Source organism: Rhizobium sp. No.120 (assembly GCF_054558365.1).
The window spans coordinates 513,616-527,847 of record NZ_BAAJNQ010000001.1 but is presented as its reverse complement, the minus strand read 5'-3'; the positions used below and the strand labels follow the sequence as shown (position 1 = coordinate 527,847).

Sequence of the window (14,232 nt, the reverse complement as noted above, 5' to 3'; positions counted from 1 at the left end):
ATTCCCTATTTTCCAGCGGCACCTTTGACGCGGCCGGAGAGCACGCCGAAGCCATCGATGATCGCTTCCTGATTTTCCAGCCGCAGCGCCTCGAGCTGCACTTCCTGTAAGGCGCGAATCAACGGCTCGATCGCTTCACCGTCGCCTTCTTCCGTCGCCTCGGCAATAGCGCCTTCCAACTCGATCTTGTGCCAGCGCAATGCTTTCGAGCGCTTATGGAGCGCAAGCGCCTGGCGATAGCCTTCACGAGCATCCTCCATGGCAGCTTCCTCAGTTGCCGTCCAAAGACGCGCATTGCGGACCTGCTGCTCCAGACTCTTCAGCAAGGCACCGAAGCCCTGTTCTTCCAATTGCTCGATCAATCGCTCGCGGATGAGCTGAGGCCCGACCAGAGTTGCGGCCGCTCCGAGAACCGCGGACCAGAGTCGCTGCAGCTCACGGCTGTCATAATCGATCGCGGCAATCTCGTCATATTCGTCCTGCAGCAATGCCGGATGGTTGACGATGGTCAAGGCGAGCACGCTTTCACGAAGGCTCGGAATATCCTGGTGGCCCTTAATCATAGCCGAGCGCTGCAAGCGATCGGATGCGGTCGTCGCCACCGCTGCTCCAGCGCGTGCCTGTCCGCCACGACCTGCGAAGTTGCGGCCATTACCGTCGCGGGAAAACCCGCGCCCCTGCTGGCCGCCTCTCTGGAACTGCGGCTGGAACAGCCCATTCAGCCGCTCGCGCATATTCTGCTGATAATGCCGGCGCACATCTTCATCGCCGATGACCGAAACGATGCGCCGCAGCCTCGCTTCCAGCTCCGCCCGCGCCTCAGGCGTCTCGAAGGTGCCGCTACCGGCCTCCCTCGTCCAGATGAGCTCAGCAAGCGGCTTTGCCTGCGCCAGAACCTTGTCGAACGGCGCGCGACCATCCTGCCGCACCAGATCATCGGGGTCCTTGCCGTCAGGCAATAGCGCAAAGCGCACGGTGCGGTTCGGTTTGATGTGCGGCAGCGCCAAATCGGCGGCACGATTGGCGGCGCGGATGCCGGCGCCGTCGCCATCGAAGCAGAGAACCGGCTCTGGAGTCATCTTCCAGAGGAGATCGAGCTGGCTCTCCGTCAGCGCCGTACCGAGTGGCGCAACTGCATTCTCGACGCCGGCCTGATGCAGTGCGATGACATCCATATAGCCTTCGACCGCGATAATGGTCCCGGCACCATCGGCACCCTGAGCAGCACGACGCGCACGCGTGAAATTATAAAGCACATTGCCCTTGTGGAAGAGCTCGGTCTCGTTGGAGTTCAGGTACTTCGCCGGCGCATCCGGCGACATGGCGCGACCACCAAAGGCAATCACCTTCTCACGCGACGACAGGATCGGAAACATAATGCGGTCGCGGAAGCGATCATAGGAGACCGGCACATTCTCGTGCACGACAAGGCCGCAGGCCTCCATCTGCTCCTTCAGCACGCCCTTACTGGCGAGATGCTCTTTCAGGGCGTTGCGGCTATCGGGGGAATATCCCAGGCGGAAGGTTTCGATCGTGCGGCCGCTAAGGCCGCGATCGCGCAGGTAGGCCCTCGCCCGAGCGCCGTTGGCAGTCTGAAGCTGATCCTGAAAGAACTGCGTCGCCATCTCCATGACATCGAGCAGCGACGTGCGCTCCTTCTCTTTCTTCGCCTCCATCGGATCGGCAACCGGCATCGGAACGCCGGCCATATCGGCGATCTGCTGCACTGCTTCCGGAAAGCTCAAGCCCTCCAGCTCGGTCAGAAAGCGGAAGTGATCCCCCGTCACGCCGCAACCGAAACAATGGTAACGCCCCTTGCGGTCCTCGCAGTGGAAGCTCGGTGATTTCTCGCCATGAAAAGGGCAGCAGGCCCAGTAATCGCCGCGCGGCACATTGGTCTTGCGCCGATCCCAGGTCACACGACGGCCGATCACGTCCGAAATCAAGACGCGGTCGCGAATCTCATCGAGAAACGTATTGGAAAATCGCATGGCTACCTCTGGCTCGCTCCATATAAACAGGAATGCGGGGCATTGCCACGACGACCCAGCCGCCTCCCACGCTATTCACAGCCCCTTGCCGGCAATTGCATTTTCGCCCTTCGATCACAACTCCGTGAACATCGCAGCACATTCCTCTCGAAATCCACGGCTGTTTTGTCCGGGCCAGAGCACGACAGCATCCCTTCGAAACAGCCGAAATCGCCTGCATCATACTAGTCCCAGTAACTATTTCGTCCGCAAAAATTCACAGGAAAGCAAGGGCTTGCAGGGGCTCCGGCACAACAAGCACGAACAGAATCTATGCATCAGACAATCAAGGGATGCAAAGCGGTCGCCCGCAGGCAACACCGTTGACGGCACATTTGCGGCATGGTTTGTAAGCCGAACATTATTTTTTTGTAATTTGATTGTTGATGTGCGCCGCAATAGCGTCCTTTTCACAGGACGAGACAAGCCGGCGAGGGAACTTCTTCGCGACGCGACATGCCGAGACGTCCTGACGAACCGAAGGCCACTAGGTACGAGCTTTCAGTTTAGGAGAGGAAAATGCGTGTTCTTATCGTACCCTTGGCAGCAGCAGCCATCTTCGCCACAGCTACCTATAGCTCGGCCACAATGACCGGCAGCGCCAGCGACAAGAACGTGCTCTATGCCGGTGCAGGATATCAGCTGCCGGCGGATATGAGAGCGCCTGCCCTTACAGCAGGCGTGAAGATTCAAATGTCCGGATTGCCGTCGCAGGCCTTGGCTTTGCCTCAGCACATCAGGATTCTCCGTTAAGTTCACCAGATACTCAGGTGGGGCACCATCCCTACCCCCGGCGCCGCCCCACCTGAGTGCCTTTGCAAAAGACGTTTGATTTTTGGGCCCCACCCTGCGTCATCAAATGTCAGCAAAGCGCAAGAAGGCAGGAGCTCCCCCAGCTCCTGCCTTCTCTAATTTTGGCCATCTCCATTTCGCGATAGCACGAATATTGAGCCTATGCTGCGGACCATCTTTGGTTCCTCGCCGCGAATATCTTGACGCAACGATATCGATCGATAATCTTTTATTATCTGCGTATATGCGATCTTATTAATTATCTCGTCAGACAATTTGAAACTTAGTTCAGTTGATCGGAGACGATTGCATGTCTTTGTCCACAAAGGAACTTACACAAAACCCGAAATTTCTCGCAGAAATCCTCGATTATACACGAGAGATTATATCCACTTATGATCAGAATCAGAACGTATGCTCCGTTTTTGCTTCCCAGCAACGCTGGCTGATGGCGCTTGCCGGCTTCGCTCTCTATTGCGGCGGCATCGATGGAGAACCACCCGGCATCCATGCCAATCGTTTCGCCAACTATATTGTCGATCATGAAATCGCCAGCCACAACACCGCACTGAGCTTCATTCACGAGATGCTTGCTCGCGGTTTCCTGCGCTACCTGCCCATAGCCAATGATCGGCGCGCTCGGCCGATGCAGCCCACGGAAGAGGCCGCAAAGCAGCTTGCGCGATGGCTGAGCATCCATCTTTCCGTGCTGGACCGATTGGATGGCGGCAGGCGCAGCGCCTCATTTGGCAAAAAACCGGAACTCATTGCCCTGCTGCAGCCCACGATCTCGGTTGGCATCATCGAAAGCGACGAGCTGCGCAATCCGGGAGAAACGTTCGACCTGTTTACCTGGGCAAACTCGGGCGGCATCATCATGGATTATTTGATCTCCCGCATCGGAACGATCAACACGGCGACCAAGAAAGCGATTATCGGGCCAGTGGGCTTTACCGATATCTGCAACCGCTTTCTCATCTCTAGAACAAACGCAAAGCGACTCATGAACAAGGCCATAAAGATGCAAAGCGTGGGATGGACGGGATCGCCGGGGCGGAGCCAGCTTTGGCTCTCAAGTGCCTTTATCCAGGAGTATTGCAACTATCAGGCGGGTAAACTCGCCATCATAGACGCCGCCTGGCAAAATATCCTCGGCGCCCGGCCGATCCGCATGCCGAGCGCCAAACAGAATTTTACTTCAGCAGCTCCTTCAAGATAGCCGAAGCCTTGGCAAAATCCATCTGGCCGGCATAGCGTTCGCGCAGGGCGGCCACACACTTGCCCATATCCTTCAGGCCCTGCGCGCCAAGTTCCGCGACGACGGCGACACAGATCTCGCGCACCTTCTCTTCGGAAAGCTGCTCCGGCATAAAGCCCTGGATGACGGTGATTTCCTCGCGTTCCTTGTCAGCCAGCTCGGGACGGCCGCCATCGATGTAGATCTTCACCGATTCCTCGCGCTGCTTGATCATCTTGGCGAGCAGTTGCAGGATTTCATCTTCGCTCGCCTGCTCCTTGCCAAGACCGCGATTGGCGATGTCCTTGTCCTTGACGGCTGCAAGGATGAGACGGACGGTCGAAAGCCTCGCTGTGTCCTTGGCCTTCATGGCGTCTTTCTGGGCGTTGGAAAGGGTTTCGCGGATCATGTCTCTAACTCCTTGAAGCAAGCCGGCGACGAACGCCCCGGCCACTTATGTCATGTTGATGTCTCTTAAACCAACAGTGTCGATCAACGCAATCGCGCCCGGGAGCCCGAATCCCTATCAGGAAAGCAAAAGCGCGCATTGACCGGCTCGCCTTGTTTAGCTATGTCCATCACCTGCACATAAGATCGATAGGAAGATCTCAAGCCGCGACCTCGGTCGACGGCTGTACCTTGCTACAAACATGGCGGAACCGCCGGTCTCTTCAAGGCCGCGCCCGACGCCGGAAACGGGATGACTATGACCGCCACAGCCCCATGGACCACTGAAAAGCCAACCGCCCTCCTCGTCCTCGCGGATGGCACCGTGATCGAAGGCAAGGGTATCGGCGCGACCGGCAAGGTCCAGGCCGAAGTCTGCTTCAACACGGCGCTGACGGGTTATGAAGAGATCCTGACCGACCCCTCTTACCTCGGTCAGATCGTCACCTTCACCTTCCCCCATATCGGCAATGTCGGCACCAACGATGAAGACATCGAAGACCTGACGCCGGCCGCCCGCCACGGCGCCGTCGGCGTCATCTTCAAGGCCGATATCACCGACCCCTCGAACTACCGCGCCGCCAAACACCTCGACCAATGGCTGAAGGCGCGCGGCATCGTCGGGCTCTGCGGCATCGACACGCGTGCGCTCACCGCCTGGATTCGCGAGAACGGCATGCCGAACGGCGTGATCGCTCATGATCCGAACGGCGTCTTCGACATCGAGCAGCTGAAGGCGGATGCCAAGGCGTGGAGTGGGCTCGAAGGCCTCGACCTCGCCAAGATCGCCTCTTCCGGCCAGTCTTCACAATGGTCGCAGACACCCTGGGTCTGGAACGAAGGCTATGGCGAACTCGGCGCCGATGACGCCAAGTACCATGTCGTCTGCCTTGATTACGGCGTCAAGCGCAACATCCTGCGCCTGTTTGCGGGTCTCGATTGCAAGGTCACGGTACTGCCGGCGACGGCTTCGACGGACGACGTGCTCGGTCTCAAGCCGGACGGCATCTTCCTTTCCAATGGCCCCGGCGATCCGGCTGCGACGGGCGAATACGCAGTGCCCGTCATCAAGGACCTGCTGAAGACCGAAATCCCGCTCTTCGGTATCTGCCTCGGCCACCAGATGCTCGGTCTGGCGCTCGGTGCCAAGACTGCGAAGATGCATCAGGGCCATCACGGCGCCAATCATCCGGTGAAGGACCACACGACCGGCAAGGTCGAGATCGTTTCGATGAACCACGGCTTCGCGGTCGACTCGAAGTCACTGCCGGAAGGCGTTGAAGAGACTCACATTTCGCTCTTCGACGGCAGCAATTGCGGTCTTCGTGTTTCCGGCAAGCCGGTCTTCTCCGTGCAGCATCACCCGGAAGCCTCTCCCGGCCCGCAGGACAGCCACTATCTCTTCCGCCGCTTCATCAATCTGGTGCGCGAAAAGAAGGGCGAAGCGGCCCTGGCCGAACGCGCCTGATAAAGCCAACCTTCCAATCGCATAAAAAGAAAGCCTCGGATTGGTGCCAATCCGAGGCTTTCTTTTTATGCATCACTTGGGAGGTCTCTCGTCACATATGTTCATGCTTGCCGGAGCTCAGGCCTGCATGCGGCGCTGCTTCACCACTTCAAGCTCGCTCATCAGGATTTCTTCGAGGAACTCGAAATCAGACTGCCCGAATTCAACCAGACCGAATCTCAGCTTGTAGCCCCAGTTCTTATCCTGGGTGAAATCGAGCCAGCCCAGGAGCGGACGAAGCGGCTGTTCGGGCGCATCAAGCCAATCCACATCTTTCCGATAGGCTTTTCCGCAACCCATCTCGGCAAGGTAAGGCTCACCTTCACGGACAAAGCCGATGGCAGTGAAACTCTGAAAGCCGTCTCTCTCGCCCATCTTGACGGATGGGGAGTAGTAGACGATGCCGTCGCCCGGCTTGATACGCTTCAAGGGGGCTCGCTTGCCGTGATTAACTTGCATGAATCCATGTTCGCGCCCAATGCGCACATGCTCGGCACTGGCCACCGCCAACCAATAGGACTTCTGCGCCGGCTCCGACCGCCGGGACGAAGTGTTAGCGTGTGGCAGAAGGCGTACAGCCGCCCCATGATTAATCTGGTCTTCCCGCGGGAAAAGCGCGGCATCACTACGATTGCTTGCCTTGAATATCATGGTCGTCTCCCGTCTCTGGTGTGAAACAGTTATAGACGATCATGCTGTCAATTTTTGTCAGTAGTCTCACTATGCAAGGATGGCCTGCCGCTATCAAGAGGCAGTCTTTTCCGTCCGCACGAGAATGTAGAACCGCGCGCAAAGCATCGCCGCCGCTGAAGCGAGGCCGAGCAAGAAGCCGAACCAGATACCGATGCCGCCGAAACTGAGCGGAAACGCCAGCAACCAGGCGAGGAAGAAGCCGATCGGCCAATAGGCGATCAACGCCAGGATCATCGGTACGCGTGCATCCTTCAGTCCGCGCAGCAGACCGCTCGCAATCGCCTGCAGCCCATCGACGAGCTGGAAGAAGCCGGCTACAACGATCAGTGGCGCGGCAAAGGCAAGGACTTCAGGCGCCTCGGCCGAATGGATGTCAAGGAACCAGCTTGCAAGCCAGGATGGTATGGTCGCGAACAGGATGCTGCCGCAAAGCGCGATGCAGCTCGAAACGACGAGCACGACGATGGCCGCGCGCTTGAGACCGAGATGATCGCCCTGCCCGTGGGCAACACCGACACGCACCGTCGCTGCCTGGCTGAGGCCGAGCGGGATCATGAAGGCAATAGACGCCCACTGCAGCGCGATGCCATGCGCGGCAAGCTCGATGGTGCCGATCTGCCCCATCAGCAGCGATGCGGCGGTGAAGAGGCTGACCTCAGCCAGAACCGTTACACCGATTGGGAAGCCAAGCCGGATGACATCCCATAAAGCATTCCAGTCGGGCCGCCAGAATCGCGCAAAGATCTCGTAGCGCCGCGTTTCTTGATGGGCTTGCACGTAACCAACGATGAAGAGCAAACCGGCCGTCTGCACGGCGACCGAGACAATGGCCGCACCCTGCAGGCCCATGGCCGGCAGGCCGAAATGGCCGAGCACGAGGATATAGGCAAGCACAGCATTCATGACCAGCATGGCAATGGTCACCTTGAGGATGATGCCGGCGCGGCCGATGGCGCTTACCAGCGCCCGAATGACATTGTAGAGCAGCCCCGGCAAGACGGCGAAGTGGCCGATGTCGATATAACCACTCGCCAATTTCGCAACATCGGGCTTTTGTCCGGCTGCGAGCAAAATCTCCTCGGAATAGAAGAAGGCCGGCTGCGCCAACAGCCAATAGGCCGTTACGACCCAAAGGCCCATGCGCAGCGCACGGCGCACCGAGGTAACGTCGCCTCTGCCATAGGCCTGCGCCACCAACGGCATGACCGCGATTGAAAAACCCGAACCGAAAACCAGGATCGTGAACAGAAACTGCGCGGAAAGCACCATCGCCGCCAGCTGCTCGGCACCAAGCCGCCCGACGATCATCACGTCAGTGGTGTTGATGCCGAGTTGCGCCAATTGCGCACCGATCAGCGGAATGCCCAGCGCAAGCGTTGCGCGCACATGTGCAGACCACGAATTATCATTGTCATGCGCGTAAGCGCGCGCCGGTGCCGGCATATCCATAGCGAAGACTCGATCTTTAGAACCGCGCAAACCGCCCTACCCAAGGGTGCGCGAGCTTGCCGCATTAACGCAACCTAGGTTAAAAAGCCAGCAGACAAGCCCATGATGCTAAAGAATTCATCAGAACATCAAAATATCTGATGATATTTTAGGCCGCTTCGCCTGCTTGAGATTGGGATACCGCCTTCGGCTCGGTCTTACGGACTTTCGCCACGAGTACCATAAGGCCGGCGACCACCAGGATTGCGCTCATGATGAAGGGCGCACCGGCAAAGACGACATGTGCGGTTGGCGCGGTATAGTACTGGAACAGATATGGAAACAGCACCGGCCCCACAATGGCGGTAATACTCGTCAGGCTACCGAGCGCTCCCTGCAATTCGCCCTGGGCGGAAGGCGGAACCTTGCTGGCCGCGATGGAGCGAAGCGGCGCATCCGCGACGTTTTCGATGACCGTCAGGACGATAACGGCGTAAACCATCCAGCCTTGCCATGAAAAGGCGTAACCAATCAGGCCGAGACAGGAAAACACCATTCCGAGCACTGCAGTCTTCCACTCGCCGAGCAAAGGCACCAGCCGCGGCAGCACCAGACCCATGGCGATCGCGGCGCCGATCCCATAGACAGCGAGTGAGAGGCCGATCTGCCCTTCGCTCCAGTCATAGCGATAGGAGGTGACGAAGGCCCAGACCGCCGGATAGACGCCGTGCGCCAGCCAGTTCAGGAACATCACGACACAGACCCAGCCGATGCCTTGATAGCGGCGCATTTGCCTCAGCGCGCCGAACGGATTGGCGCGCGCGATCTCGAAAGGCCGGCGATGCTTGGTATCCAGCGTTTCCGGAAGTAAGAAATAGGCGCCGACGAAATTCAGGAAGGCCAGAGCTGCCGCGCCGTAGAAGGGCACGCGTGGACCGAATTCGCCGAGGAAGCCGCCGATGACAGGACCGAGCACGAAGCCGACACCGAAAGCCATGCCGATCAAGCCGAAATTCTTCGCACGGTTCTCGTCATTGCTGATATCGGCGATATAGGCCGAGCAGGTCGAGAAACTTGCACCGCTGATGCCAGCGAGGATACGGCCGACGAACAGCATCCAGTAGGAGCCGGCAATCGCGCAAATGAAATTGTCGATGGCGAAGGTCAGCACGGAGGCCAGCAGCAGCGGCCGGCGGCCATATCGATCGCTCAGATTGCCGATCAACGGTGAAAACAGAAACTGCATGCCGGCATAGGCCAGCAGCAACCAGCCACCCTCGGTAGCCGCCGTGCTGACCGAGGCACCCGTCAACTCCTCCAGATATTTCGGCATGACAGGCATGATGATCGCGATGCCGATGACGTCGAGGAAGAGAATAAGGAAGACGAGGAACAGGCCTCGACGGGCAAATTTCTGATCGATCATGGAGGTGCCTTCTGGCGGCTCCGCCTCGACGAAAGAGACAGAACGTGAACGAAAAACCGAAGCGTTCCCCATACATAAAGATTTTGGCGGAAACAATACGTGAACGCTTCAATCCTATTGATTTATCGAACGCTTTTTTTGATCCTTGGCATAAAAGCGACTATCTGTCGCGACCGCGCCGCTGTTCTCGATTGAGAAAGTCGACGAAGGCTCTGAGCGGTGCCGGCATGTGACGCTTGCTGGCATAATAGAGAAACGGACCGGAAAACTCTGTATCCCATTCTTCCAGGATCGCTACCAATTCTCCGCTGCCAATCTGCGGCGCAAGGAACTCTTTGAATGTTCTGACGATGCCCAATCCAGCCACCGCCGCGCTGCGCTCGATGTCGATCGAATTCGTCGCGACGACCATCGGCGGTGTAATGAAGAGCGTCTCGCCGTTTTTTTCGAATTCCCAGGGAACGACGGATCCGCTCAGGAAGCGATGACGAATACAACGATGATCGAGTATATCGCGCGGATGTTGTGGCGTGCCATTTGCAGCCAGATAGGCCGGCGCCGCGGCTGTGATATAATGCTGTTGCCGGGGCCCGATCGGTACGGCGATCATGTCCTTTTCCAGCCGCTCGTCATAGCGAATCCCGGCATCGTAACCGGCCGCCACGACATCGATGAAACTGTCTTCGGCGACGATTTCGACCGAGATCGCGGGATATTCCTTTAGAAAGCGGCTGATGATGTCGGGCATGACCACCATGGCAGCAACGGTCGGCACATTCAGCCGCAAAGTCCCGCCGACGCTGTCGCGAAAGCTGTTGATGTCATCGAGCGCCAAAGAGATCTCGCTCATGGCGGGCGTCAGCCGCTCCATCAGTCGCTCTCCCGCCTCCGTCGGCGTGACGCTCCTAGTGGTGCGGTTGAGCAAGCGGACCGCCAGCCGCTCCTCCAGCCGCCGGACCGCTTCGCTCAACGACGAGGCGGAAACGCCGCGCTTGCGCGCAGCCTCGCGGAAACTGCGCTCGCGGGCAACCGCAGTAAAGGCAACCAGGTCAGCCAGTGGCAAGTCATCCATTGTGCGAAATTCCAAACAACCTGTTTCGATTTACCTGGATTATCGCACAGAGATCGATGGAGTAAATATGACGGTGGAAGCCATCGTGAGATGACGCACGCCTTAGCCAAGGAGAAGCAGGATGGAAAAGAATCAACTGGGTAGGACCGGCCCGCAGGTATCGGCCCTGGGCCTCGGCTGCATGGGCATGTCCGGCATGTACGGCCCGTCCGATCGCACTGAGAGCATCGCCACCATCCATGCCGCGCTCGATGCCGGGATCAACCTCCTCGATACCGGTGATTTCTACGGCATGGGCCACAACGAGATGCTGATCGGCGAAGCCATAAAGGGATTGAAGCGGGACGATTTCCTGCTGAGCGTCAAATTCGGGGCACTCCGCGATCCCGCCGGCGCATGGCTCGGCTACGATGCCCGGCCGGTGGCGATCCGGAATTTCGTCGCCTATTCGCTGCAGCGGCTCGGCGTCGATCACATCGACATCTACCGCCCTGCCCGCCTCGACCCGAACGTGCCGATCGAAGACCAGATCGGCGCGATATCAGATCTCATTAAAGCAGGCTACATCAGGCATATCGGCCTGTCGGAAGTCGGCGCCGACACCATCCGCCGCGCCGCTGCCATCCATCCGATCGTCGACCTTCAGATCGAATATTCGCTGATTTCGCGGGGGATCGAGAACAAGATCCTGCCGACCTGCCGTGAGCTTGGCATCGGTATAACCGCTTACGGCGTACTTTCGCGCGGCCTCATCAGCGGCCATTGGCAGAAAGACAACGTCAAAAAGGGCGATTTCCGCGCGATAAGTCCTCGCTTCCAGGCCGGAAACATCGAAAAGAACCTGGAACTGGTGGAAGCGTTGCGTGGGATCTCCGAGTCAAAGGGGGCCAGCATCGCGCAGATCGCAATCGCCTGGGTCACAGCCAAGGGCAAGGATATCGTGCCCGTTATCGGCGCCCGCCGCCGCAATCGCCTGACGGAGGCCTTGGGGGCGCTCTCGGTTGACCTGTCGCAAGCTGATATGGCCGCGATCGAATGCGCGATCCCAAAAGACGCCGCGGCCGGTGGCCGCTACCCCGAAGCGCAGCTGACGCATCTCGATAGCGAAAAATAACGTGAAAAGGCTTGCCCGCTCGCCGGCATCACGGCAGCGGGCAAGTAGGATCAGACCGGATTGTTCAGCGTATCGCAATCCGAAAGCTTGCCGGAATCGAAGCCTTGCTTGAACCACTTGACGCGCTGCGCCGAAGTGCCGTGATTGAAGCTGTCGGGAACGACGTAGCCTTGCGTGCGCTTTTGCAGCGTGTCATCGCCGATCTGCTGCGCCGCATTCAGCGCCTCTTCGAGATCACCCGCCTGTAGGATTCCCTTCTGCTGGGTGAACTTGCCCCATATGCCGGCAAAGCAATCCGCCTGCAGTTCGATGCGCACCGACATCTTGTTGGCGTCCACTTCGCTCATGTTACGACGGGCTTGATTGAATTTCGGCAAGATTCCGAGCAAGTCCTGAACATGGTGGCCGACCTCATGTGCGATCACATAGGCTTGCGCGAAGTCGCCGGACGCGCCAAACTGATCCTTCATCTGCTGGAAGAAGGCCATGTCAAGATAGACCTTCTGATCGCTCGGGCAATAGAAGGGACCTGTGGCGGCCGAAGCCTGGCCGCAGGCCGAAGGGAAGCTGCCGGAAAACAGCACGAGCTTCGGATCCGTATAGGTCTGGCCCATCGATTTGAAGATGCCGGTCCACGTGTCTTCCGTATCGGCAAGAACAGTTGCGACGAACTGCTTCATCTCGTCATTGGCTGGCTGCCCGCCGCCACCGCTATTGGAGGTGCTCTGCTGATATCCGGAGCCGCCACCCTCCAGCATGCCGCTCTGCTGCAGCAGGCCGATGACATCGACGCCCATGGCCCTCAGGATCAGGAAGATCACGATCAGCACGATGATGGTGCGGAAGCTCAATCCGCCGCCACCAATCCCTCCGCCCGGGAACCGGAAGCCGCCGCCACCGCCGCCGCTCATCGGGGATGAGCCGCGCTCGTCTTCGATATTGTCGGATTGCCGACGCCCCTTCCAATCCATAGTGCACCTCCTGGCGATGCCTAAAATCAAAGTCCCTTGAGGCATTTATATATCCAGGACGTGTAACAAAGCCAGTTGGCTATCAACAGAACATCAGCTTAAGCGGCGGCGCTGCCATATTTTTTTGGACATCAGCCACAAAAGCGTGGTGACTATACCTGCTGCGATTAGAAACGGCGCCATTTCATCGCCATCGAAGGCAACCTTGTTCATGATCCGCCCAGGAAGAAAGGTAAAAGCTCCGGCACCTACGATGCCACCGAAGTAAAGGCCTCTGACGATGCGCTTATGCGCGTCAATATTGTGCTTACGCGCATTGGCGATCGCTCCCCAGCAACCGAAGAGAACGAGCACGGAAAGCAGGTGGATTGGGCTTAAGCCGTAAAACATGTTGATCTGATGGATGAAAAAGCTCGATAGCGCAGTTACGACCATTAGAACTAGCCAAATCTTGCCTAGCTGACGATGTCTCGGAGTCCCCTTGGGCCTGGCAAGAAGATAGGCTCCGAGCAAGGCGGCCGGAACGACCGCCACAACATGGATCTGAATCGCAAGTGGGGCATCAAGAAGCGGCTCGAACGTCATGATCTCTATCCGGTTGAGTTTATCGAGCCTTTCCGCGATAGTGCTGTTCTCTCAACCGAAATTGCGCGAAAGAACGAGACATCTTCGTGGATCACACCTTATTGCAATCCACGCTTCGTGAATTGCAGGTCGCCTGGCGCTCGCCGCGGCTCTGGGCGACGTTCGCCACGATCGTCCTGATCTTTGCTCTGACGGGCCCCTATGGGACCCTCGACCGGCTGATGCCGGGAGCTCGCCTCGGCTATTGGCTTGCTCTTCATGCCATGGCGTGGTCGATCGCGATCGTCTTCTCCATCGTCACCGAAATCCTGCTGCGCGGGCAAATAGCAAGCATGTTCGCAAGAATGATGATCGGTTCCATCACTGCAGCATTGCCGATCGGCTTCGGCATCACGCTCATCGACCTCGCATTCTTCGGCACAATGCCCACAGTAGTCGGCAGCCTGCACCAGTCCCTCGGATCGATACCGCTCTGCGCCCTCTTCTGTATTCTCGCCTATATGACCATGCATCGGCAGATAGCGATCGCAGCTGGAGGGACAGAGTTCGAGGAGACAAAAACACGATCCGTCGCGTCCCAGCATCAACCGCCGGCATCGCAGCCACCGATTCTCTTACGCCTGAAACCGGAAAATCGGGGAGCCCTGATAAGGCTTACCGTTCGCGATCACTACACCGAGGTCGTCACAAGTCGTGGGCGCGAACTCATCCTGCTGCGCTTTGGCGATGCCCTGACGGAAATCGGCAATACGGAAGGTATCCGCCTGCACCGATCACACTGGGTTGCGACGGATCATGTTGCCGGCCTGAAACGCGGCAACGGCAAGCTTTTCGTCGTCGCCCGCGACGGTACGGAGATGCCAGTCAGCCGTTCCTATGCCGAGACGGTCCGGCGCCGTTTCGGCTGATGGCTGCTGGATTGCTGAGTCC

13 protein-coding genes are annotated in these 14,232 nt (G+C 58.3%); 5 read left to right on the top strand and 8 right to left on the bottom strand.

Annotated features, from left to right (window positions below; translation table 11 throughout):
* Positions 1–5: 5 nt before the first annotated feature.
* Complete coding sequence (gene dnaG, locus ACYJRZ_RS02630; RefSeq protein ID WP_459455804.1) at positions 6–1,991, bottom strand: DNA primase; 1,986 nt, start codon at positions 1,989–1,991, stop codon at positions 6–8.
* Between the two features lie 558 nt (positions 1,992–2,549).
* On the opposite strand from dnaG, the gene ACYJRZ_RS02625 reads away from it, so the two are divergent.
* Positions 2,550–2,783 (top strand): hypothetical protein, encoded by a 234-nt coding sequence (locus tag ACYJRZ_RS02625; RefSeq protein WP_459455802.1) that lies wholly within the window; start codon positions 2,550–2,552, stop codon positions 2,781–2,783.
* A 349-nt stretch (positions 2,784–3,132) separates the two neighbouring features.
* Complete coding sequence (locus ACYJRZ_RS02620) at positions 3,133–4,041, top strand: hypothetical protein (RefSeq protein WP_459455800.1); 909 nt, start codon at positions 3,133–3,135, stop codon at positions 4,039–4,041.
* Here ACYJRZ_RS02620 and ACYJRZ_RS02615 read toward each other — a convergent pair.
* Positions 4,016–4,468: a GatB/YqeY domain-containing protein gene (locus tag ACYJRZ_RS02615; protein ID WP_459455798.1), complete on the bottom strand. Its 453-nt coding sequence runs from the start codon at positions 4,466–4,468 to the stop codon at positions 4,016–4,018. The genes ACYJRZ_RS02620 and ACYJRZ_RS02615 overlap by 26 nt on opposite strands.
* 297 nt (positions 4,469–4,765) lie before the next feature.
* On the opposite strand from ACYJRZ_RS02615, the gene carA reads away from it, so the two are divergent.
* Entirely contained in the window at positions 4,766–5,974 is a 1,209-nt protein-coding gene (carA, locus tag ACYJRZ_RS02610; RefSeq protein WP_459456914.1) for a glutamine-hydrolyzing carbamoyl-phosphate synthase small subunit, read from the top strand.
* A 117-nt stretch (positions 5,975–6,091) separates the two neighbouring features.
* Here the strand turns inward: carA and ACYJRZ_RS02605 are convergent, their stop codons facing one another.
* The 4 genes from ACYJRZ_RS02605 to ACYJRZ_RS02590 form a co-directional block, all read right to left on the bottom strand.
* On the bottom strand, positions 6,092–6,664 hold the full coding sequence (locus ACYJRZ_RS02605) for an EVE domain-containing protein (RefSeq protein ID WP_459455796.1): 573 nt from the start codon (positions 6,662–6,664) through the stop codon (positions 6,092–6,094).
* Positions 6,665–6,757: 93 nt separating this feature from the next.
* On the bottom strand, positions 6,758–8,155 hold the full coding sequence (locus tag ACYJRZ_RS02600) for an MATE family efflux transporter (protein ID WP_459455794.1): 1,398 nt from the start codon (positions 8,153–8,155) through the stop codon (positions 6,758–6,760).
* A gap of 148 nt (positions 8,156–8,303) precedes the next feature.
* A complete protein-coding gene (locus ACYJRZ_RS02595) occupies positions 8,304–9,560 on the bottom strand; it encodes a TCR/Tet family MFS transporter (RefSeq protein ID WP_459455792.1) in 1,257 nt (418 codons plus the stop codon).
* Positions 9,561–9,720: 160 nt separating this feature from the next.
* Complete coding sequence (locus ACYJRZ_RS02590) at positions 9,721–10,632, bottom strand: LysR family transcriptional regulator (RefSeq protein ID WP_459455790.1); 912 nt, start codon at positions 10,630–10,632, stop codon at positions 9,721–9,723.
* A 121-nt stretch (positions 10,633–10,753) separates the two neighbouring features.
* Between ACYJRZ_RS02590 and ACYJRZ_RS02585 the strand changes: the two genes are divergently transcribed.
* Positions 10,754–11,746 (top strand): aldo/keto reductase, encoded by a 993-nt coding sequence (locus tag ACYJRZ_RS02585; protein WP_459455788.1) that lies wholly within the window; start codon positions 10,754–10,756, stop codon positions 11,744–11,746.
* A gap of 50 nt (positions 11,747–11,796) precedes the next feature.
* On the opposite strand, the gene ypfJ is transcribed toward ACYJRZ_RS02585, so the two are convergent.
* Both ypfJ and ACYJRZ_RS02575 read right to left on the bottom strand, forming a co-directional pair.
* A complete protein-coding gene (gene ypfJ / locus ACYJRZ_RS02580; protein WP_459455786.1) occupies positions 11,797–12,717 on the bottom strand; it encodes a KPN_02809 family neutral zinc metallopeptidase in 921 nt (306 codons plus the stop codon).
* Positions 12,718–12,810: 93 nt separating this feature from the next.
* Positions 12,811–13,302 carry a DUF2306 domain-containing protein gene (locus ACYJRZ_RS02575; protein ID WP_459455784.1) on the bottom strand — a complete coding sequence of 164 codons (492 nt, stop codon included), beginning with the start codon at positions 13,300–13,302 and terminating at the stop codon, positions 12,811–12,813.
* Positions 13,303–13,388: 86 nt separating this feature from the next.
* Here ACYJRZ_RS02575 and ACYJRZ_RS02570 point away from each other — a divergent pair, with 86 nt between their 5' ends.
* Complete coding sequence (locus ACYJRZ_RS02570) at positions 13,389–14,210, top strand: LytTR family DNA-binding domain-containing protein (protein ID WP_459455782.1); 822 nt, start codon at positions 13,389–13,391, stop codon at positions 14,208–14,210.
* Positions 14,211–14,232 lie beyond the last annotated feature (22 nt).